The following is a 20,872-nucleotide window of genomic DNA, read 5'->3' as shown; positions in this document are numbered from 1 at the left end:
TTTTGCATGTAGGGGGGGAACTATCTTGTTCAATATCGGAAATGAAGGATCGTTTGAGACGTTTCCTGATTATTCTAGGGCAATATATGAGGGAGATAGCCGGTGCAGTAAAAGAAATGGATCTCGAAGAAGAGATTACGCTCAGTAAATACATAGCATTGACGCCACTCGATCTTGCCTTAATCTGCAATCAACCAGAAGTGGTTAAGTTGTTGGTGGAGCATGGAGTTAATCTGAATGCCAAAAATAAACCGTCTATCCTGATGGCAGTATTTGAAGAGTTCTTGGCAGATCCTGTTTCAACTGTAGAGCATTTCTTGAATTAGGTGGATTGTATACGAACTTTCTATTAACCTCTTTCCTATGAACATATGGAAGAGGTTTTTACCATTATGAACAGCCAATATAGGAAAAATATCATATGAAAAATGAACTATGTTAGTGCGTATTAAGGTTAGAAATGGTAAAATATCAATGCCTAAACATGGAACAAGTAGATGAAAGATAATTAAATATAGGAAATAGTGTAGAATCAGTGTTTTAGCAAAAAAACTTTATAGTAAATTATAGTAATCTAATACTGAATTGAGGAATTAAACATGGCGATTATTGACGTAATTAAGTATGATGGCTCACCTGATGTATTTGCTTGGAAACATCCCGAGACTGAACTGGGAACATGGACTCAGTTAATTGTGAATCAATCTCAACAAGCAATTCTTTTCAAGGATGGAAGAGCGCTTGATATGTTTGGACCCGGAAGGCATACGCTGAGTACTGCGAATATCCCAATCTTGAACCGTCTCGTTAACCTTCCGTTCGGAGGAAAGTCACCTTTTGCAGCAGAAGTATGGTATGTCAATCAAGTAAGCGCATTGGACGTTAAATGGGGAACGGCGAATCCGATTCAGATCCAGGATCCCAAGTATAATATTATTGTTCCCGTAAGAACATTTGGACAAATGGGAATTAAAATCTCGGATTCACGAAAATTTTTGGTCAAGCTTGTGGGAACACTGCCTGAATTTAACCAAGCTAATATGATTAATTACTTCCGTGGGTTGATTATCATGAATATTAACTCCATGTTGTCATCATATCTAATACATAGAAAAGTAAGTGTTTTGGAGATCAATGCATATATCGCCGAGATATCACGACATTTTGCAGATACGGTAGCTTCTACTTTTGAAGAATTTGGTATTGAGTTAATCAACCTGTATATTCACAATGTTAATCTGCCTGAAGAAGACCCTTCCGTCATTCGATTAAGAGAAGCGTTGGCACGCAAAGCTGAGATGGATATTATTGGGTACACATATCAGCAAGAACGTTCGTTTGATACGCTTGAAGGTGCAGCGAAGAATGAAGGAAGCATGCAGTCAGACATCATGGGCGCAGGGCTTGGTATGGGGATGGGAGTTGGTCTAGGGGGTTCTTTCAGTGGCGAGATGTCCCAGATGTCTAAAGTGATGTCTACGAAGGAAACGCCTGCAGTAAGTATATGTAAGCAGTGTCATCATCCGAACCAGGAGAACAGCGCTTTTTGCAGCAAATGTGGCAATTCATTAGCTGAAAAATCCGCAGCGACAACTGATTGTAACAATTGTGGACATGCCTTGCCACAGGGAACCAAATTCTGTCCTAACTGTGGTGACAAATACCATGCATGTCCATCATGTGGGGCGGATAATGCGGAGAACGCATTGGAATGTATCCAATGTCATCAACCGATGCCTAGCCCATGCCCTAACTGTAACCATATGAATTCCGGTCATACAAAATTCTGTGGCAACTGTGGCACAAGTTTAAGCTTGAAATGTAGTCGGTGCCAACATGAAGTAAAACCCGGCCAGAAGTTCTGTCTCGATTGCGGAAACAATCTGCAAGAAGGAGGACAGGCATAGTGATGGTAAAACGGAGCAATCTCTTGATTTTGGATGTCGTCTATTTGATATGCATGTTAGTATCGTCAATCGTTTCTTTTACGGTGTTTAATCATGCGCTTCTATCGTTTTCTTTTTGGATGAATCTTGTTGCTTCTTATGTAGCGATTACGGCAATTTGGATCTACGCACGGTTCATCATGCAAAATATGGATCGGTTTAAACGGTTTGTTCCAGGTTACACAGCGTTAGGTGTAGTATTGGTTATTTATCTGATTTGTGTGATGATCTACACGTTGTTAACAGGTTCAGCAGATCATGCGCTTCGTTGGTTCGTATTGTTACACACGGTAACGATTGCGATCGCAATTATTTTGTGCGGAATCATTATGATCTATATTCAGAGTGCGCGCCGTCATGAAACAGATGAACATACAAAAATCGCAAACTTACAATTAATCGAAAAAGCCTTACAGCAATTGCTTCATACCATGGTGCAACATTCCGTCCTAACTGTGGAAGAGGAGCGCAAAACCGTTCAGTCATTAATTGAACTTGTAAAGTATAGTGACCCAATCACTCCGGATTCCCTTGAGAAAAATGACCGCCAGATCTTGCTGGACATTGAGTTGATGAACAGTGAGCTTGCAAATCAGTACGAAGCAGGGGAATTGGTAAATAGTGAACGTTTTGCTTCGCAACTATCCCAGTTAAGGTTCCGTTTGAAAGAGCGCAATCAACAGATTATGACAAGCAAATCATAAATTGCAGGAGGAAATGCCGTGAAAAGATTTTTTGGAATTATATTAATTATCATTTCGTGTCTGACGATCCTGTTCTCTTTAATCATGCTGTCTGAAGGAACGGAGATGGCCATTTTTAGTACAATTGTGTTTTTTATACCAGGGGTTATCGTACTTGTTACGGGAATTAAAATGTGTGGTCGACCTAAATCTCGTTCTAACACTGATCAATACCATCACAATTCTAATGATAATCAATATTACGAAGATCAGCATAATGAGAAATATGAAGAGAAAGATGAACTTCAAGAATCTGTAGCCGTGAATTGTTCAGGGTGTGGGGCCAAGGTAAAGGTATATCCTACTTTGTCTGCGGATTGTGAGTATTGTGGAACGACAATGAGGATCTCTTAAACTGCATAGCTGACTCAATGACTTCTTTTACGGATACTTGTAATATACACAGCTAGGTGTAGTGTGATGTTTTAAGGAGGAATCGTGTTGTTAAGGAAGTTATTTGGACTCTTTTTTATGTTTTATGCCATTGCGATCCCGATTGCCATGTTTAATGCAAATAATTTCAGAGGTACTAAAAATCTCATTGCTATGGCTGGATTTATGATCGTTGAATTTTTGTTTTTATATTTTGGTATTAAATTGCTTAGGAAAAAACGTGTCCCGGAACGAAAGTTTTATGGAGGAGACTATGGAGGTCATCTTGATCGCGAAAATGTGAATCCGCATACTTATTCAAGTTACAATAGCAACACCGTGAGTTACAGTAGTCATAATACAATTAACTATACAGAGATCAATTTTTCAGATAAGGAAAACACTGAAGAGAAAGCCGATGAAAAAGTTGAAGAGCCACAAAGGCCTGTTTCAGTGAGTTGCCCGGGGTGTGGGGCGAAGGCAAAAGTGCTTCCTAAGCAATCAACGGATTGCGAGTATTGTGGAACAACAGTTGTAGCAACTTAGAACGGTTCAGAATGGATACGAGAAGGATTAAGCCTGATTCCTATGGAGTCAGGCTTTTTATCTCTTCAATTTAGAATCTCTAAAAGACTCTCAAACGATCAAATCGTCATATAATTCCACGTGAGTTGCCTTAATGTGGTCCCTTTAATGAAACGTTTCGAATTCACATTTATTAATAATCCATATTATATTCAGCGCTTGTAAGCGTTCTATTTTCTTGTTTACGGAAATGGGAAAATTATGATAACATATACACGAAACGTTTCGAATCCATTTGAAGGGAGAAAATCATGAAAAAAGTAAAACAATTCAGCTTCATTTTAACTTTTTGTCTATTAGCTAATCTAGCTTTAACTCCTATGGCTTCAGCAGGTAACTCAAACCATTTAATTGGATTTCGAGCAGAATTGAAAGCGATTGCATATAAGACCTATACGTTTTTTGAGGACTATACGGATCAGAACACTGGCTTGACTTACGATGAAGTACGGCACACTGAAAACGAGACAGAAGAAGCTAAACGTACCTCGCCCACAAACATCGCAATGTATATGATGAGTACCGTTTCAGCGCAACAATTGGGCATTATTTCGAAGAAAGAAGCTGTACATCGCCTGCAAACGACTATAAATTCCCTCGAGAAGTTAGAAAAGTGGAACGGTCTATTTTATAACTGGTATAACACAGATGACGGTTCGGTGAAGAAAGATTGGGGCCAATTTATTTCCCAAGTCGATAATGGCTGGTTATCCGCTGGTTTAATTGTTGTTGGGCAAGCCTATGAAGAACTTCATGGGGAAACAAGCAAGTTGGTTACAAATATGAATTATACTCCGCTATATGATCCTGAAGTCGGCCAATTCCGCGGCGGTTATGATGTGGCTAAAGGAGCGCTGACGGACCACCATTATGGGATGTTTTATACGGAACCACGTGTAGGCAGCTATATTGCTATTGGGAAAGGTGACGTTCCTCAAGATCATTGGTGGAAGATGTATCGCACATTACCTCAAGAATGGGATTGGCAAGCTCAGATTCCTCAAGGCAAATCCGTTAAGTACGATGGAGTGGATGTGTTTGAAGGAAGTTATGTATACAAGGATAAAAAGTTCGTACCAAGCTGGGGAGGCAGCATGTTTGAAGCTCTTATGCCCGGTATGGTCATAAAGGAAAAAGACCTGGGTACTCAAGCTTTGGGATTGAACAATCAGCGTCATGTCGAATTGCAGATCGAATACGCCAAAGAAAAAGGGTATGCCGCATGGGGCTTCTCACCTTCTGCCACTCCGACAGGTTACAGTGAGTTTGCAGCAACGCCGTTAGGTACCTCAGGTTACAAAGATGGAGCAACGGTAACAGCACACGCAACATTCCTTGCTCTGGATTATGCCCCAGAAGCTGTTCGAAAGAACATTAAAGCTTTAAAGAGCTTCAAAATGTTTGGCAAACATGGGTTCTATGACTCAGTCAATGTTGAAACGGGAGAACTTGCAAAAGCTTATCTGGCACTGGATCAAGGGATGATTATGGTGTCGATTGCCAACTATCTTCAAGATGGAGTTATACGCGATTATTTTCACAGTGATGTGATAGGGCAGACGCCAGAAGAATTATTGAAAAAAGAAGTGTTTTCCATCCAATGAAGGAGAGGAGAACTTGTTATACCGATTGTTCAAATGGAACGAAGCAGCGTGTTTTCTGCTTCGTTCCATTTGCATTTGTCGACCATCGGGCCTTTTTTAAGTTAATTGGACAATCATAGCGCAATGGCTTGCCGTTCACTTGATGAAATAGTCATCAAAACTTGAAGACAATACGGATTGGAGAGGTAAATAAACAGCAAATGTTCGCATTCCTGCTCCGTGACCGTCCACACAGTACACATCACCAACTTCGGGGATCATGGATGTTCCTTTTGTTCTGCACCATTCGATGCTAAGCTACTTGTAAACCAAGTACTCTGCAGAAGTAATAATAGATGAATTATATCAAAGTCATTCAGAGACTGCCATTTTGGGATAGAGTCGAAAAGGCTTGAATACTTTTATAAAAAAGGAACGATGTCTATGGATACAGGTATGAGCCGTAACAAAAAACTGGGTGAGTTTTTGAAATCACGGAGAAGCCGCATTCAACCGGAACAAGTTGGATTGTCAGGATCTTATGGACAGCGGAGAACACCCGGTCTACGGCGGGAAGAAGTAGCGGTGTTGGCTGGTGTCAGTGCAACGTATTACACATGGCTCGAACAGGGCAGGGAGTTGGCTGCTTCACGTGAAGTGATGCAGAGTATAGCGGATGCGCTCCGTTTAACCCCGGAAGAGAAGAGTCATCTGTTTGACTTATGGGACCCTAATACGGAACATGAATTCCTTGCTTCGTATTCGCAACTGGAGCCAGGTTGGCAGAGTATTATTGGTCAGTTGACCCATCCTTCCTTTATTACCAATGAACGTTCTGAGGTACTTGCCTGGAATGAAGCTGCAGATACGAACCTCTTCAACTTCTCGTCGATGAATGTGAATGAGCGTTTAATGATGCGGATTTTATTTCTGGATACAGCGCTCAGGGAGCGTATGCACAACTGGGAGGAATTCGCGCGGCACTCGGTAGCGGTATTCCGTACTTATTATGACAAGTATACGAGCGACCCCGAATTTAGCAGAATCGTGAAACAATTAAGTGAAGAAAGCGTGGACTTCCGAACGATCTGGAACCTGCACCAAGTTGAGTTCAAACAAGTCAATCGTGTGCTGCTTGAAACGACAGATCGGGCAGATGGCGTTGTGCATGCATACGATATCTTTTCCATGAATAATCTGAACAGTCAATCAGGCATTCATTGTTGTATTTACGTTCCTGTTGCCATATAGAAAATTGATCAAACTGGTAATTTCTTTACTAGCATAAACAGAGTGTGGTTGGGATCTCGGGAGTGAAATAGAATGAACTCAAGTTCATACGTATCTAGTTGACGTTTCTATTTCAAGATGAAAAGAGGGAGCCACATGCTCAAAACAAGAACACTGGGAAATGATAAATTACAAATATCTGCGCTCGGCCTGGGTGTGATGATGATGCCAGATAATGACGAATCGGTACATACCATTCAGGGCGCGCTAGATGCAGGAGTTACCATGTTTGATACGGCGGATCTGTACGGAGCGTATGAAAAACAGCAATTTGGAGGGAATGAAAAACTGCTTGGGCGCGCGCTTCAAGGTCGAAGATCCAAGGCAATCGTTGCCACCAAATTTGGTATAACACACACGCAGGGCCCCAAGGGAGATCCAGCCTACATCAAAAAATCAGTAGATGCGAGTCTCTACAATCTGGGAATGGATTATATCGATCTGTATTATCAACATCGTCCTGATCCGAATACACCCATTGAAGAGACGGTAGGCACACTTTCCGATCTGGTTCAACAGGGGAAGATTCGATATATTGGTTTGTCCGAAGCGCCAGTAGAGATCATTCGGCGTGCACATGCTGTTCATCCGATTACAGCGTTGCAGACCGAATATTCATTATGGAGTCGAGAGCTTGAGGATGAGATTATGCCTATCCTGCATGAATTGAACATTGGCTTGGTTCCATACAGCCCATTGGGACGTGGCTTCCTGACAGGTCAGATCCGTTCAATAGAAGATCTGCCGGAAGATGATTATCGTCGTCACTATCCGCGTTTCCAAGGTGAGAACTTTCAGAAAAACCTGGAGGTAGTTGGCTTGATTCAAGAGATGGCTAAGCAAAAAGGATGTACAGTCTCTCAACTTGCTCTGGCCTGGTTGCTTGGAAAGGGAGAACATATCGTTCCGATCCCGGGGACTCGCAACCTGGATAGAGTTCATGAGAACTTAGGAGCGCTGCAGGTTTCGCTTACGGATGATGAGATGAACCAGATCGATCACATATCACCTCAAGGCATTGCAGCTGGAGGCAGATTCCCTGGTCAAGTCTAGTTTGTTTATACATGATGCCAAGCAACCTAAAGTTCAGGATTAAAACACTATATAACATGTGTCAACGGTATTATCTTTCTATTCTCCGGCATACAGTACAACAATGAGATGTATGCCCAAGGAGGAGAAATGATCGTATGATAAATCCGATTTTGCAAGCCCCGAATGTTCCGCTGGCAGCCGATTCCAATGCGGTTGTCAATTATCAGAGGGATTCACGCAACTATGTAACCCAGTTGTTTGGAGAACAGCTGCCGACCATTGCGAATGGGTTCTTCAACGTGTACTTAAGCAAAGGAATCATCGTGCAGCCGCACTGGCACACCAATGTCACGGAGATAGTTGTGGTCATCACCGGTGAAGTTACAGCATCAGTCTTTAATCCGTTTACGCGTGAACGATTGACATATCGTCTGAAACCAGGGCAGGTTGTGGTATTTCCGAAAGGCTGGTTTCACTGGTTTGTCGCTGAGACAGATGATGTATATGTATTAACAATCTTCGATCAACCAACGCCTGATATTGTGTTTGGAGCGGATTTCTTGGCAGCTACACCGCCGGAGGTGGCTCACCGTGCGTACTGTTTGGATGAGGAGGCATATGCGAGAGCTGTTGCTTCTATTAAAAATGATGCGATTCTGGGCCCTCCAATAGGGTGTGATACGCAGGTTTCTGATCAATCGACTTCACCCTCCAAGACGTCCGTGTCACCATCCAATAAACAGGAGTCTTAATTCAAGCTTCCTTATTCATGATCAAAGTACAAAGCCTGTAACTGGAGAATAACAGTTGCAGGCTTTTTGATGTGTCGATGTAATAATTGTATGAAGTCCAGGGGATTGACATTATATTAGAAAATAATTTAAAAGCCTGAGTCAGTGTGTTACGTTCTCTGTTAATATAGTATGAACATCCAACAAAACGGAGGACTCATGAATGAACATATCAGAACTGAATACGCTTGAAACTGCAATGAGTTATGCACCGATTTTGATGTTTGACAGAGCCGAACCCTTTTATCCTGATTTTGTTGGCATTTCTGTGTTGCATCAATCTGGGCCTTCACCATCGTTCAGAAGAGACATTAAGTTTCCGACCGAGGCAGTACAATATGTAATTGAATATGCAATCTGGTGGGATTATGAGATTGGACATCTGTATGAAATGGAACATGTATGGGTTTATGTGGGTCATGACGGAGAGGTAGTAGACTGTGAAGCCAGCTTTCATGGGAAGGTGCTGCGCGGATTGTTGAAGGAACGGGTCAATGTGATTGGACGTCATGTATGTCTGTACTCGCAGCCTGGCAAACATGCTTTCTCGCCACTTCCGGTTGTATTTGAGTTACTGCCAAACCTGTATAGTGCAGCAGGTGCCGAAGCTGGATGTGATGGGCTGCTTGTGAATGAGTTGTTTCAAGATTATTTTGAAACGAATGAACAGATCAATGCTCAGGTAGAGCGTTATCTGTCGACCAAAGCATTTGTACCTACCATGGAGTTTGAAGAATATCTACTAAAACCGGAGATGTTTATGACGTGGGATAATCTGTTTGGTATTATTCCGCACAGGATCAAGGACCGCTTAATTGAACTGGAGCAGTTATATAACACATAAGTAATTAATTTTAAACGGGTTTTATATTAATTTAAAGTATATTTTTTTCGCTTCAAAACCAAACTTTGTTGATTCGGGTTTGGTTTTTTTTATGGGAAAATAGACTCAGAATGGGTGAGCTATTATTAGACTTAAGTCTTGAAGTATTGAGTGTGTACAGAGAAATACATCATTTTTTTGCATGGAAAATGATATTTGTTATACGTATGAACTATATAACTTCTTATGTAAATATAAGAAGATCATGTCACATGAAATTTTGTATGGAGATGTAAGTGTAAGTCGATGCAGAATTTGGATTATACGTATATATGTAAATAAAAAATGAGATTTAATAGGTAAAAAGTATAATTTATATTAAAAAGAAGATTCTTTATATCTGAAATAAAAATTCATAATAGTGCAAATTTATAGAAATAAAAATCTCCTATTCAGTTTTAATATATTTATGTCGAAATAGATCGTAAGTTGTCTGGAGCGCGACCTAGAGAAGGGTTTACCAAGCGTTATATACATAACTGGACACTACGATGCCTAGGAGGAGATTACATGAAGTGGTTTGGGAATTTGAAAACAGCAACAAAGATTATCTCAGCGTTTTTAATTGTGTCGATAATCCTTGCGGCGCTTGGCGTCTACTCTGTAGTAACATTGAGAAGTACGAATGAACGAATGCAAGAGATGTATAACAACAATCTAATCTCAGTTCGTGAGCTCTCTTCAGCTCAGGTTGATTATCAGAGATTACGAGTTAACGTACGTGATTTGAATTTCGAAACTGTAGCAGCAGAACAGACCAGAATTACAGAAAATATTGCCACGATTCGTCAATCCATGGAGGAGCGACTTGCTACGTACCGTCCTCTTGCGACTACCCCGGAAGAAACGGAATTGCTTCGTAAGTTAGATACCCAATACAGTAGCTATATGAAACTTTATGATCAAGGCGTCACTATGGCGCTATCAGAGGATGATGCAGCTTTTATTGAATTCCTGAAATCGACATTGAAATCACCTGGTGATGAGATTGTAAAAACACTCGCGGACCTGGTGAATCTTAATGTAACGTTGGCAGATCAGGCTAACACGAAGTCTGAAGAAGCCTACACAACGGCCTTTACCGTTACAATTGTTATGGTTGTTGCATCAGTACTCTTCAGTATTCTGATCGGTTACATTATCTCTCGTTCCATTTCCAAGCCACTCATGGCCATGTTGGGTCTGGCAACGGAAGTCGCTAACGGAAATCTGACTCTCCAGTCAGACATTTCCAGCAAAGATGAAGTGGGTCAACTGGCCGCAGCTCTGAATCGTATGGTCGACAATCTGAAAGAGTTAATTAACAATATCGTGATGAACTCCCAAAGTGTTGCTGCTTCTTCGGAACAGATCTCAGCCAGCACACAGGAAATTGCGAGCACCAGCACGAGCCAATCCAGTGAGGCGGGAAATATCTCCGAATTGTTCAAGGAGCTTTCACTTGCCATTAACTCCGTCGCTGCAAGTGCGGAAGAAGCGGCTGAACTGTCCAACGATACGGTGAAGACTGCCCGTGAAGGTGGACTTGTTGTACAGACTTCATTGGAAGGTATGAAGGCTGTTAATACAAAAATGACCAAGCTTGAAGATGATTCTCGTAAAATCGGTGACATCATTGAAGTGATTGACGATATCGCTGAGCAGACCAATCTGCTCGCGCTGAATGCTGCAATTGAAGCGGCACGTGCCGGAGAACAAGGACGAGGGTTCGCCGTAGTCGCAGATGAAGTCCGGAAGCTTGCCGAACGAAGTGGCGAGGCGACCAAAGAAATTACAGCCATCATCAAAGCAATGCAGGAAAATACGAGACAAAGTGTGCAAGCCGTAGCAGCCAGTGTTGAGCAGTCTTCCATGACTGGACAGGCGTTTGATCAGATCATTGATATGGTCAATAACTCTTCACAGAAAGTAAACGAAATTGCTGCTGCATGTGAAGAAGAAGCAGCCCAAGCCGCAGAGGTGATGAGCTCTGTTGAATCCATCTCGGCTTCCAGTGAGGAATCCGCGGCTGCATCGGAAGAGACTGCGGCAACGTGCCAGTCTTTGGCACATCTGGCGGAAGAGCTGGCAAATTCGGCAGCGGCCTTCAAAACAAATTAATAAAATTGAATTGAGGGTGAATTGATGTCTTCACTTCAGAAGGAACAATATATTGAACTGTCTGTAGGTGCAGAGACCTGTGCCATTCGAATTGAAGAAATTCACGAAATTATTAAAATGCTCAGCATTACAGATATCCCATTCAGCCGCCCAGAGATCAAAGGGGTAGTTAATCTGCGTGGCAAGGTTGTATGTGTGATGAGTCTGCGGAACCTGCTGGGTATGCCGGATGAACCGGACACCAGAGCCACACGTATTATCGTAGTTCGACATCAGGAAGAATATATTGGCTTGATCGTGGATCGCGTGAACAAGGTAACCACATATTCGGACATACATCCGCCAACTGGCGGATATGGTCGTAACCGTGAAGATTTATTCCATGGTGTGGGTCAACAGGAAGACAAGCTTGTGGACATTTTGAAACTGGACGAAATATTGGGCGGTTAGGGAGGTATATACGAATGATGGATTTGTCTGCCTACCGTGACATCTTTATCGAAGAACTGAATGATCAACTGGAACGTATGGATCAGTCTTTATTGGCATTGGAGCTTACGCCTTCTGTAGAGCTGGTTCAGACGCTGTTTCGGGCAGCCCATACCATCAAGGGATCGGCATCCACAATGGATTTTCGTGAATTAAGCGACCTCACGCATGAAGTGGAGTATGCTCTTGAATGGGTCCGGGAGAAAAAACCGGAGATGACTTCGGAGCTAATTGATACGTTGTTCCGCTCTTTGGACGCCATGAAGGTGCTTCGTGATCAGTACATCCGTGGGGAAGCCTATGCGGACTTTCGAGCGGTAGTACGAGAAATAAAGGATTTAATTCAGACCCCGGCAGTAGTCGGGCAACTTAAAGTACCTCAATTGCAACCAGCAGAATCGGTTATGGCACAGGTGGCTATTGTATCAGGCAAGCAGTTATTGTCCCTTCATATTGTGCTGGAGCAGAAGTGCATGATGAAAGCGGCCAGATATCATATTTTGCGACAACGTATTGAGGACATCTGTGGTACGCTTGTCGCTACTTCGCTCATGGAGAGCCAACCGGGCGCGCAGAATGAAGATGATCACTATGGTCAGTTCATCATCATCGTAGCAACATCGAAGGACCCACAGCAGCTTAAGACAGAGCTGTCTTCAGACTCGGATATTCATAGGCTGGAGATCGATCCATATCTGCTGGAATCCAATGAGGTTGCAGCGACTTCTGCACCACTTGAATTAATCTCTGAAACAGAGCAAACGAAACCAAGCTTGCCTACCGTGAATACAACTGGTTCGGATGAGAAAGTGAAAGCTGCTCAACCTACAGTTCGTGTGAATGTTGAGCGTCTGGACCATTTGATGAATTTGGTCGGTGAACTGTTAATTGATCAAACATCCCTTGCAGATCTGAGTGGATCGGGCGCGCGTAAGGAGTCTTCTACACTCATCCAGAGTATTAGTGGTGTATCCGATCATATGGGCAGGGTGATCAAGGAACTTCAAGAAGGTGTAATGAAGACACGGATGTTACCCATTGATCAACTATTCAGTCGCTTCCCGAGATTGGTTCGTGACCTTTCTCAGAAGCTGGGTAAGGATCTGGAACTGGTTATCCAAGGTGGAGAGACTGAGCTTGACCGGATGATTATTGAAGAATTGAGTGACCCGCTGATCCATCTCATCCGCAACAGTGCAGATCATGGCATTGAAAGTGCAGAGGTTCGGGCGGAGAACGGTAAACCGTTCAAAGGACGTATTACATTAACTTCGTTTCATGAAGAAAATCATGTTGTCATTCGTTATTCGGATGATGGCAAAGGTATCGATGGTGAGAAGATCAAAGCTTCCGCCTTGGGCAAAGGTATCATTAGTGAGGAACAGGCTGCACGTCTAACAACACAGGAAGCTGTCCATCTCATATTTGAGCCCGGTTTCTCCACAGCTTCTTCTGTCAGTGAAGTATCGGGGCGTGGTGTTGGAATGGACATCGTGCGTAGCCAGATCGGACGGCTCAACGGTATCATTGATATTGATACGGAGGTTGGTGTTGGCACCACGTTTACGATTCGTCTACCACTTACTTTGGCGATTATTAAAGGTCTGTTAGTCAAAGTATCGGGTCGTGTTCTGATCTTGCCGATGTATAATGTTGCTGAGATTGTTCGAATTTCACCTGAAGATATTCAGATGATCCAGGGGCAACAAGCCATCCTGAATCATGGACGAATTGTACCTTTTCACCGACTATGCGACAGGCTCAACTATCCACGAACGGACCGTAAATCCAAAACCATTCCATTGGTGATCGTGCGTTCCGTTGATAAAATTGCAGCTTACGCAGTAGATGAGATTATAGGAAATCAGGAAGTCGTTATTAAGACGCTAGGTACGTATCTGGGAGCGATGAACCATCTATCTGGCGCAACGATTCTCGGTAATGGTAAGGTTGCCCTTATCTTGGACGCGTCCTATCTGGTGAGTCTTTAATTGTTAGATAAAAACAAACATGATGCAGGCCAAAGAGCCTCATCATCCATAACTGGATGGTGGGCTCTTTGTTGTACCTTTTGACATTGTGATCACTCAGGATTTGAAAATGAGATCCATAAACCGGTTGGCAGCCAGAGAAATTGGCATATTACGTTTGGTCATAATCCCCACATGGGAAGGGGGGAGCGGGACATCAAGCTGAATTTCGAAGAGAGAACCTTCCTCCAGCTCTTTGGAGATGAACTCACGTGTGACATAGGAGATCCCCAGTCCTCGACGCGCAAACTCAATCAACAGATCAACGCTACCAACCTCAATCTCAGGTTTCAACGTGTAATTATAGCTGTTAAACAACTCGGTAATAGCCATCCGAACCCGGCTGTTCCGGGAGAAGAGGATAAGTTGATGCTCGAGAAGCATCTCAAGTGTCATGACTTTACCCTTCAACTGAGCATAACGTTCCCCAGCTACAAAACAGTCCTTCAACTGAATACTTTCCCTGACTTCTAGCTGTGGATCAACAATGGGCATCCGAACAACACCAAGATCGATCTTGCCTTCTTTCAGAAAGGTAATCACTTCCGGCGTGGTTCCATGACTTAGATGCAGCTTGATGTTAGGGTACAAGGTGTGGAATTCCTCTAGATACGCCAGCATGTAATGCTTGAACAGGGAGTCACTGCCACCAATCCGGAGTTCACCATTGTCGAGATTCTTCAGTGCGGCCATTTTTTCTTCCGCAAGTGAGATCAGAATCTGGGATTGTTCAATATAGGAGTATAGACTGGCACCTTCCTGTGTCAGCGCTACACCCTTGGAATTTCGATAAAACAAGGTAAGACCAAAGCTCTCTTCCAATTGCTTAATGGCATGACTGACGCTGGGTTGAGTGATATACAGTGCTTTCGCAGCCTGTGTCAAACTTCCCGTTTTGGCGGCCCAATAAAAGACTTTATATAGTTCGTAATTTGTCGTCATAGATGTGGTCTATAGCTCCTGTGAAATATATTAATTACTTGTATGGCTATAAAACGTATTATAGTGTAACTACAACAAAGAAACCAGAGTTACTTGGAAGGAGAACGGTGAGATGGAACCAACTACCATTGTTTTATTTGGTGCTACTGGCGATTTAGCCAAAAGAAAAATATATCCTGCCTTATATAACTTATATCTTGAGCAGAAGCTTCCTGAAACCTTCTCATTGATTGGTCTGGGGCGTAGAGAGTGGTCTGATGAATTCTTTCAGGCACAAGTGGAAAAATCATTAAATGAATTTTCCAGACGCCAGGCTGATCCTGAAGTTGTGAAGTCATTTGTGAAAGCTTTCCGCTACAGTGTATTGAATATAAGCCATAAGGAAGATTATATAAAGCTGTTAGGATTAGTTGAACAAAGAGAAGCTGAGCTTGGCATTCCGTCCAATCGCTTGTTTTATCTCTCGGTTGGTCCGGAATTTTTCGAACCGATTGCCGAGAACATTCAAGAAAGTGGACTGGGTTCCACAGAGGGCTGGAAACGTCTCGTCATCGAGAAGCCATTTGGTCACGACCTGCAGTCTGCCAGAGACCTTAATCGCAAATTAAGCGAATCTTTTACCGAGGAAGAGATTTATCGGATTGACCACTATTTGGGCAAACCGATGGTACAGCGTCTGGAGACGTTGCATCAGAGTAACCCAATCATGAAGGCATTATGGAACAACCGTTACATCTCCAATGTTCAAATTACGGCGAATGAGACTGTAGGTGTTGAAGAACGTGCATCCTATTACGATCATGTTGGTGCAGTGCGAGACATGTTCCAGAATCATATGTTGCAATTGCTCATGATGATGGCGATTCAGCTTCCATACAACAGTACTTCCGAAAAAGTTGGATTGAAGAAAAAACACATTATGGAGTCAATTCAGCCGTTACAAAAACAAACTGTGGGCGCAAACATCATTCGTGGACAGTATGCAGAAGGTAACATTCAAGGTAAACCGGTAAATGCGTATGCTGCTGAACCGGGCGTAGCCGAGAATACGATGAATGACACATTCATTGCTGCCAAATTGCAAATTGATGATTTCTTCTGGCGCGGTGTTCCGTTTTACATTCGCACGGGTAAAAGAATGAAGGAGAAATCAACACGTATCGTGATTGAATTCAAAGAACCTTCAGGACAGACAAATGTGCTGAAAAACAAGGGTTCCAAGCCAAACCTGCTCGTCATAGAGATGAGTCCGGATCAGAGCATGACATTGCAACTGAATGCAAGTGATCCTGAGAATAAAGGTGAATTCAAACCGGTTCATATCGATCTTTCTCCGGATAAAGGTGACCTCGCGGAAGCTTACGAAAATCTGATTCGTGATGCCTTGCTGGGTGATCCAACTTTCTTTGCCCACTGGGATGAAGTAGAATTGTCATGGGCGTGGGTGCAGCCAATTCTGGATGCATTCCAAGAAAATCTGTTACCACTTCACCTGTATCCTGCGGGTAGCTATGGACCGGCTGAGTCAGATACTATGCTTGAAGAAGAAGGTCACCACTGGTGGTTTGATGAGTCGTCGGATCAGGAGTCTGTAGTTACAGATAGCATCCCCTTGGCAGTTAATGCAAATCTCTAAACCAAAATAAAAAAAATATATCTGGAGGTAATTAAATCATGAAATTTTTTATCGATACAGCTAACGTGGAAGATATCCAAAAAGCATACAAAATCGGCGTATTGTCTGGTGTAACAACAAACCCATCTTTGGTAGCCAAAGAGGGCGTGAAATTCGAAGATCGTATTGAAGAAATTTTGCGTTTGGTACCTGAAGTGGAGTCCGTTTCTGCGGAAGTGACACCAGATGCCCTTACTGCTGAAGAAATGATCGCGCAAGCAGACGAATTGATCAAAATTAACAACAGCGACAAAAACATTACGATTAAATTGCCAATGACACTTGCGGGACTGGAAGCTTGCCGTTACTTGACCAAAAAAGGCGTGAAAACCAACGTAACATTGATCTTCACTGTGAACCAGGCGCTTCTGGCTGCTCGTGCTGGTGCGACATATGTATCCCCATTCCTGGGACGTCTTGATGATATCTCCGAAGATGGCGTACAATTGGTTGCCAAAGTTGCCGAATTGTTCCGTACACATAACCTGGATGCACAGATTATTGCTGCTTCTGTAAGACATCCGGATCACGTTACACGTGTTGCAATGGCTGGAGCACATATTGCTACTGTTCCATTCTCCGTCATTGAACAAATCTCCAAACACCCGCTGACAGATCAAGGTATGGACAAATTTGCAGCGGACTGGAAAAAAACAGTACAATAATCTATAACCATTCATTCGTTTCAACTTACTATATAAATAATGGAGTATTGGGAGGACATAATGAGTAAACAACAGATTGGTGTTATTGGATTGGCAGTAATGGGTAAAAACCTGGCTTTGAATATTGAAAGCAAAGGTTTCTCGGTAGCGGTATTTAACCGTTCCCCGGAGAAAACGAACGATCTTCTGAAAGAAGCAGAAGGTAAAAACCTGACAGGTGCGTTCACCATTGAAGAATTCGTGGAATCCCTGGAGTCTCCGCGTAAAATTCTGATCATGGTGCAAGCAGGTAAAGCAACAGATGCAACGATCGAGCAACTACTTCCTCATCTGGATCAAGGCGACATTATTATCGATGGAGGTAATGCTTACTTCCCTGACACACAACGTCGCAGTAAAGAGCTGGAAGAAAAAGGTTTCCGCTTCATCGGAGCAGGTGTATCCGGTGGGGAAGAAGGCGCACTGAAAGGCCCGGCAATCATGCCAGGCGGTCAGGAAAGTGCTTATCAGTTGGTAGAACCGATCCTTACAGCGATCTCTGCCAAAGTTGGCGATGACGCTTGCAGCACATATATCGGACCAGACGGTGCCGGACACTATGTGAAAATGGTGCATAACGGTATCGAGTACGGAGATATGCAGTTGATTGGTGAAGCTTATCACTTGCTCAAATCCGTATTGAACGTTTCCGTTGAAGAGTTGCATGAGATCTTCACCGAGTGGAATCAAGGGGAGCTGGACAGCTACCTGATCGAAATCACGGCAGATATCTTCTCCAAATACGATCCAGAAACAGGCAAACCAATGGTTGACGTTATTCTGGACGCGGCTGGACAAAAAGGAACAGGTAAATGGACAAGCCAAAGTGCGCTGGATCTCGGCGTTCCATTGTCCATGATTACGGAATCCGTATTCTCCCGTTTCCTCTCTGCGATGAAGGACGAGCGTGTAGCAGCTAGCAAAATCCTGAATGGACCAGCGACTGAAGCGTTCTCCGGCGACAAAAAAGCGTTCATCGAGAACGTGCGTAAAGCATTGTTTGCAAGTAAAATCGTATCCTATGCACAAGGATTTGCACAAATGCGTGCAGCTTCCGATGAATACGGCTGGGATCTGAAATACGGTAACATTGCCATGATCTTCCGTGGCGGCTGCATCATCCGTTCGCAGTTCTTGCAAAACATTAAAGAAGCATATGACAAAGATGCAGAACTCAAAAACCTGCTCTTGGATCCTTACTTCCAAAACATCGTTGAATCTTATCAAGGCGCATGGCGTGAAGTTATAGCGGCTGCTGTAAAACAAGGTATTCCAGTACCTGGCTTCTCCAGCGCACTGTCTTACTACGACAGCTACCGTACAGAGCGTTTGCCAGCAAACTTGCTGCAAGCTCAACGTGACTACTTCGGTGCTCACACATTCAAACGTGTGGACAAAGAAGGTTCATTCCACTTCCAGTGGATGGACACAAACGAGTAATTTTAATTCCGAAAATAAAGCATTCCTGCGGTTGTCTTTGAATTTAACTATTCAGGGCGACTGCAGGAATGCTTTTTCTGGTTTATGGTACGAATTTGAATATCATCAAATTGTAATAAAATGTACCTATCTGGCTTTTGCAAACAGGTGATCTGACCCTTCAACTACGTTATACTTGTTCAGACGGACTTGTGTCCGTGATGAAGATTCAGAATACAACTTATTGACGTGGAGGTTAGACCGGGCATGTTTGTATTAGCGGGTATATTGTTTTTGTTTGTATATGGTTTATTAGTGTTCTACATAGGCTGGAGCGGTTGGAGTTGGATGAAACCTGTCGTGTCCGCCAGATTTCGGTGGTTGTATATTATAGGGCTTGTATTCCTTGCCATTTCCTTCATATTGGCACGATTATTTGGAAGCATTTCGTTCCTCGGTATTATCGGTTCTTACTGGCTAGCGATCTTCTCGTTGTTATTGTTGATCCTGCCCGTCGTTCACCTCACGATGTGGTTGCTGAGATTAACTCGTATTCCTAGACATCACACCCAGAAATGGGCGGGGGTCGTTACGCTGGTGCTGTTAGTGTCCACATTAGGTTATGGAATCTTCAACGCCTACAGCCCGGTAGTCAGAACATATAATATCCAGATTGATAAAAAAGTAGAAGGTGTAGACAAGCTCAACATTGTCATGGCTGCCGATATGCACTTTGGACTTCTGTCTGGACCTGCACATGCCAAACGCATGGTGGAGGAAATTAATGCACTGAAGCCGGATCTGGTGCTGTATCCAGGAGATATTATTGATGACAATCTGGATATGTACCTCAATAGCGGAATTGCCGATATTATCAGTGATATTCAGGCTCCATACGGCGTCTATGCTTCACTCGGGAATCACGACAAGTTCGATGGTCCGATTGAAGATCTGATTGCTGCGCTGGAGAAGAGCAACATGCAAGTTCTGTACGATAACAAGATTGTTCTGGATGACAAGATCACCCTCATTGGACGGAAAGACCGAACAGAGAAGGATCGTGCAGAAGTATCTACGTTAATGCAAGGTACTGACTTGAACCAACCGGTACTTATGATGGATCACCAGCCGTATGATCTGGATATTGCGGAGCAAAACAATATAGATCTGGTGGTATCCGGCCACACCCACCGTGGTCAGATTGCACCGGCTCAGTTCATCACACAGGCCATTTATGAGAACGATTGGGGTTATCTGCAAAAGGGCTCCATGCACTCCATCGTAACGTCAGGATTTGGATTCTGGGGACCTCCGATTCGCACAAGCAGTCGTTCGGAGATTGTACAGATTAATGTGACGTTCCAGCAATGATGAAAGGCCCTTCGAAAGAAGGGCCTTTTACTAACTATAGTTTTACCATTTTCTTGGATTTGAAGTTCCATTCGTAAACTTCCCCTGTGTACATGTGTATGTAGTAAAGGCCATAAGTTACTTCATGTGTTTCTCTGTCAGAGTATGAACGCATTACATAATAATCTCCGTCTTTTGGTTCCTCATCAACAGTTAGACTATACATTTCGATTTCTTTTTTTATTTTTTTATATAACAGTTCAAACGCTTGATTCCCTGTTAATTTAATTAATGGTTGTTTGCCGATGTACAGATTATTTGACTTTAAAGCTACGTTCTCACCGAGTGCAGTACTTATACTTCTAACTGGTACATATGTAGTGTTGTTATAGGTTATTGAATTAGCTGTCAACTTCTTTGTTCCGTCTACATAAATATTTACTTTCTGTAGTAAAGCTTTTATTGGCGTTCCTGATGCTGCATAAGCTGTAACTCCTGTAAGCATTGATCCAATTGTGATACCAATGAGTAATCCTTTTACTTTGTCCCTCACGAATAAATCCCCTTTATCTAAAATTACTTCCTATCAATTAAATCATTTCTCTATTTAAGGTGAAAAATCCTTCAAAACATTTACTTTAGTTATAATCTCATACAATTCAAGCGATGAGTCGTTGGGAATATTTCGTTTGAATCTGCATCAAAATGTGAATATTAAAACATATGAACCCCTTAAACGTGGAAGCGTAGGGAAATGACTCATATAAGGGAAAGAACCGGAATAGAGCATTACTATTTTTTTGGTTGACACCGTTTTCAGGTTATGATAAATTAGATCCGAGGCTTGTTACCGGTAATGCGGGCAAAACCACTATGGAAATGATTTTATTATTTCTGTTTTGGTTTTGCCCTTTTTTATTCCTCAAAAAAAACCA

Annotated in this window: 19 protein-coding genes; 17 read left to right on the top strand and 2 right to left on the bottom strand. The window is 42.8% G+C overall.

The window, feature by feature from the left end:
* Positions 1 to 86: 86 nt before the first annotated feature.
* The 13 genes from ACE04G_RS22900 (at position 87) to ACE04G_RS22840 (ending at position 13,808) form a co-directional block, all read left to right on the top strand.
* A complete protein-coding gene (locus ACE04G_RS22900) occupies positions 87 to 326 on the top strand; it encodes an ankyrin repeat domain-containing protein (RefSeq protein WP_486094864.1) in 240 nt (79 codons plus the stop codon).
* Between the two features lie 273 nt (positions 327 to 599).
* On the top strand, positions 600 to 1,907 hold the full coding sequence (locus tag ACE04G_RS22895) for an SPFH domain-containing protein (protein WP_221820489.1): 1,308 nt from the start codon (positions 600 to 602) through the stop codon (positions 1,905 to 1,907).
* The gene (locus tag ACE04G_RS22890; protein ID WP_449004841.1) at positions 1,907 to 2,650 is read left to right on the top strand and encodes a hypothetical protein; all 744 of its coding nucleotides are present in this window, start codon (positions 1,907 to 1,909) and stop codon (positions 2,648 to 2,650) included. Before ACE04G_RS22895 ends, ACE04G_RS22890 begins: the two co-directional genes overlap by 1 nt.
* An 18-nt stretch (positions 2,651 to 2,668) precedes the next feature.
* Complete coding sequence (locus ACE04G_RS22885; RefSeq protein WP_221820493.1) at positions 2,669 to 3,043, top strand: hypothetical protein; 375 nt, start codon at positions 2,669 to 2,671, stop codon at positions 3,041 to 3,043.
* Between the two features lie 87 nt (positions 3,044 to 3,130).
* On the top strand, positions 3,131 to 3,607 hold the full coding sequence (locus ACE04G_RS22880; RefSeq protein WP_221820495.1) for a hypothetical protein: 477 nt from the start codon (positions 3,131 to 3,133) through the stop codon (positions 3,605 to 3,607).
* Positions 3,608 to 3,897: 290 nt separating this feature from the next.
* Entirely contained in the window at positions 3,898 to 5,250 is a 1,353-nt protein-coding gene (locus ACE04G_RS22875) for a glucoamylase family protein (RefSeq protein WP_221820497.1), read from the top strand.
* Between the two features lie 423 nt (positions 5,251 to 5,673).
* Positions 5,674 to 6,480 (top strand): helix-turn-helix transcriptional regulator, encoded by an 807-nt coding sequence (locus tag ACE04G_RS22870; RefSeq protein ID WP_486094861.1) that lies wholly within the window; start codon positions 5,674 to 5,676, stop codon positions 6,478 to 6,480.
* 135 nt (positions 6,481 to 6,615) lie between these two features.
* A complete protein-coding gene (locus ACE04G_RS22865; protein WP_449004842.1) occupies positions 6,616 to 7,572 on the top strand; it encodes an aldo/keto reductase in 957 nt (318 codons plus the stop codon).
* A gap of 137 nt (positions 7,573 to 7,709) precedes the next feature.
* Positions 7,710 to 8,306 (top strand): cupin domain-containing protein, encoded by a 597-nt coding sequence (locus ACE04G_RS22860; protein ID WP_449004843.1) that lies wholly within the window; start codon positions 7,710 to 7,712, stop codon positions 8,304 to 8,306.
* A gap of 202 nt (positions 8,307 to 8,508) precedes the next feature.
* Entirely contained in the window at positions 8,509 to 9,189 is a 681-nt protein-coding gene (locus ACE04G_RS22855) for a hypothetical protein (RefSeq protein WP_339177272.1), read from the top strand.
* A 549-nt stretch (positions 9,190 to 9,738) separates the two neighbouring features.
* The gene (locus ACE04G_RS22850; RefSeq protein ID WP_221820507.1) at positions 9,739 to 11,328 is read left to right on the top strand and encodes a methyl-accepting chemotaxis protein; all 1,590 of its coding nucleotides are present in this window, start codon (positions 9,739 to 9,741) and stop codon (positions 11,326 to 11,328) included.
* Positions 11,329 to 11,352: 24 nt separating this feature from the next.
* Complete coding sequence (locus ACE04G_RS22845; RefSeq protein WP_449004844.1) at positions 11,353 to 11,778, top strand: chemotaxis protein CheW; 426 nt, start codon at positions 11,353 to 11,355, stop codon at positions 11,776 to 11,778.
* A 14-nt stretch (positions 11,779 to 11,792) separates the two neighbouring features.
* The gene (locus ACE04G_RS22840) at positions 11,793 to 13,808 is read left to right on the top strand and encodes a chemotaxis protein CheW (RefSeq protein WP_449004845.1); all 2,016 of its coding nucleotides are present in this window, start codon (positions 11,793 to 11,795) and stop codon (positions 13,806 to 13,808) included.
* 96 nt (positions 13,809 to 13,904) lie between these two features.
* Here the strand turns inward: ACE04G_RS22840 and ACE04G_RS22835 are convergent, their stop codons facing one another.
* Positions 13,905 to 14,789: a LysR family transcriptional regulator gene (locus ACE04G_RS22835; protein ID WP_036672843.1), complete on the bottom strand. Its 885-nt coding sequence runs from the start codon at positions 14,787 to 14,789 to the stop codon at positions 13,905 to 13,907.
* A gap of 112 nt (positions 14,790 to 14,901) precedes the next feature.
* Here ACE04G_RS22835 and zwf point away from each other — a divergent pair, with 112 nt between their 5' ends.
* The 4 genes from zwf (at position 14,902) to ACE04G_RS22815 (ending at position 19,958) form a co-directional block, all read left to right on the top strand.
* Positions 14,902 to 16,425, top strand: a complete 1,524-nt coding sequence (zwf, locus tag ACE04G_RS22830) for a glucose-6-phosphate dehydrogenase (protein ID WP_339304723.1) — start codon at positions 14,902 to 14,904, stop codon at positions 16,423 to 16,425.
* A gap of 38 nt (positions 16,426 to 16,463) precedes the next feature.
* On the top strand, positions 16,464 to 17,129 hold the full coding sequence (gene fsa, locus ACE04G_RS22825; RefSeq protein WP_076210039.1) for a fructose-6-phosphate aldolase: 666 nt from the start codon (positions 16,464 to 16,466) through the stop codon (positions 17,127 to 17,129).
* Positions 17,130 to 17,189: 60 nt separating this feature from the next.
* Positions 17,190 to 18,608 (top strand): NADP-dependent phosphogluconate dehydrogenase, encoded by a 1,419-nt coding sequence (gndA, locus tag ACE04G_RS22820; RefSeq protein WP_036613463.1) that lies wholly within the window; start codon positions 17,190 to 17,192, stop codon positions 18,606 to 18,608.
* Positions 18,609 to 18,854: 246 nt separating this feature from the next.
* A complete protein-coding gene (locus ACE04G_RS22815; protein WP_339304721.1) occupies positions 18,855 to 19,958 on the top strand; it encodes a metallophosphoesterase in 1,104 nt (367 codons plus the stop codon).
* A gap of 34 nt (positions 19,959 to 19,992) precedes the next feature.
* On the opposite strand, the gene ACE04G_RS22810 is transcribed toward ACE04G_RS22815, so the two are convergent.
* On the bottom strand, positions 19,993 to 20,490 hold the full coding sequence (locus tag ACE04G_RS22810) for a stalk domain-containing protein (RefSeq protein ID WP_339304719.1): 498 nt from the start codon (positions 20,488 to 20,490) through the stop codon (positions 19,993 to 19,995).
* Positions 20,491 to 20,872: the final 382 nt, after the last annotated feature.

The sequence above is a fragment of the Paenibacillus sp. AGC31 genome (assembly GCF_057334655.1).
This window is presented reverse-complemented; position numbering and strand designations above follow the sequence as displayed.

Bases quoted from the DNA above. Each gene is read 5' to 3' on its own strand.
- ACE04G_RS22900 (WP_486094864.1), top strand. From the start codon at position 87: ATGAGGGAGATAGCCGGTGCAGTAAAAGAAATGGATCTCGAAGAAGAG.
- ACE04G_RS22895 (WP_221820489.1), top strand. From the start codon at position 600: ATGGCGATTATTGACGTAATTAAGTATGATGGCTCACCTGATGTATTT.
- ACE04G_RS22875 (WP_221820497.1), top strand. From the start codon at position 3,898: ATGAAAAAAGTAAAACAATTCAGCTTCATTTTAACTTTTTGTCTATTA.
- ACE04G_RS22870 (WP_486094861.1), top strand. From the start codon at position 5,674: ATGGATACAGGTATGAGCCGTAACAAAAAACTGGGTGAGTTTTTGAAA.
- ACE04G_RS22865 (WP_449004842.1), top strand. From the start codon at position 6,616: ATGCTCAAAACAAGAACACTGGGAAATGATAAATTACAAATATCTGCG.
- ACE04G_RS22860 (WP_449004843.1), top strand. From the start codon at position 7,710: ATGATAAATCCGATTTTGCAAGCCCCGAATGTTCCGCTGGCAGCCGAT.
- ACE04G_RS22855 (WP_339177272.1), top strand. From the start codon at position 8,509: ATGAACATATCAGAACTGAATACGCTTGAAACTGCAATGAGTTATGCA.
- ACE04G_RS22850 (WP_221820507.1), top strand. From the start codon at position 9,739: ATGAAGTGGTTTGGGAATTTGAAAACAGCAACAAAGATTATCTCAGCG.
- ACE04G_RS22845 (WP_449004844.1), top strand. From the start codon at position 11,353: ATGTCTTCACTTCAGAAGGAACAATATATTGAACTGTCTGTAGGTGCA.
- ACE04G_RS22840 (WP_449004845.1), top strand. From the start codon at position 11,793: ATGATGGATTTGTCTGCCTACCGTGACATCTTTATCGAAGAACTGAAT.
- ACE04G_RS22835 (WP_036672843.1), bottom strand. From the start codon at position 14,789: ATGACGACAAATTACGAACTATATAAAGTCTTTTATTGGGCCGCCAAA.
- zwf (WP_339304723.1), top strand. From the start codon at position 14,902: ATGGAACCAACTACCATTGTTTTATTTGGTGCTACTGGCGATTTAGCC.
- fsa (WP_076210039.1), top strand. From the start codon at position 16,464: ATGAAATTTTTTATCGATACAGCTAACGTGGAAGATATCCAAAAAGCA.
- gndA (WP_036613463.1), top strand. From the start codon at position 17,190: ATGAGTAAACAACAGATTGGTGTTATTGGATTGGCAGTAATGGGTAAA.
- ACE04G_RS22815 (WP_339304721.1), top strand. From the start codon at position 18,855: ATGTTTGTATTAGCGGGTATATTGTTTTTGTTTGTATATGGTTTATTA.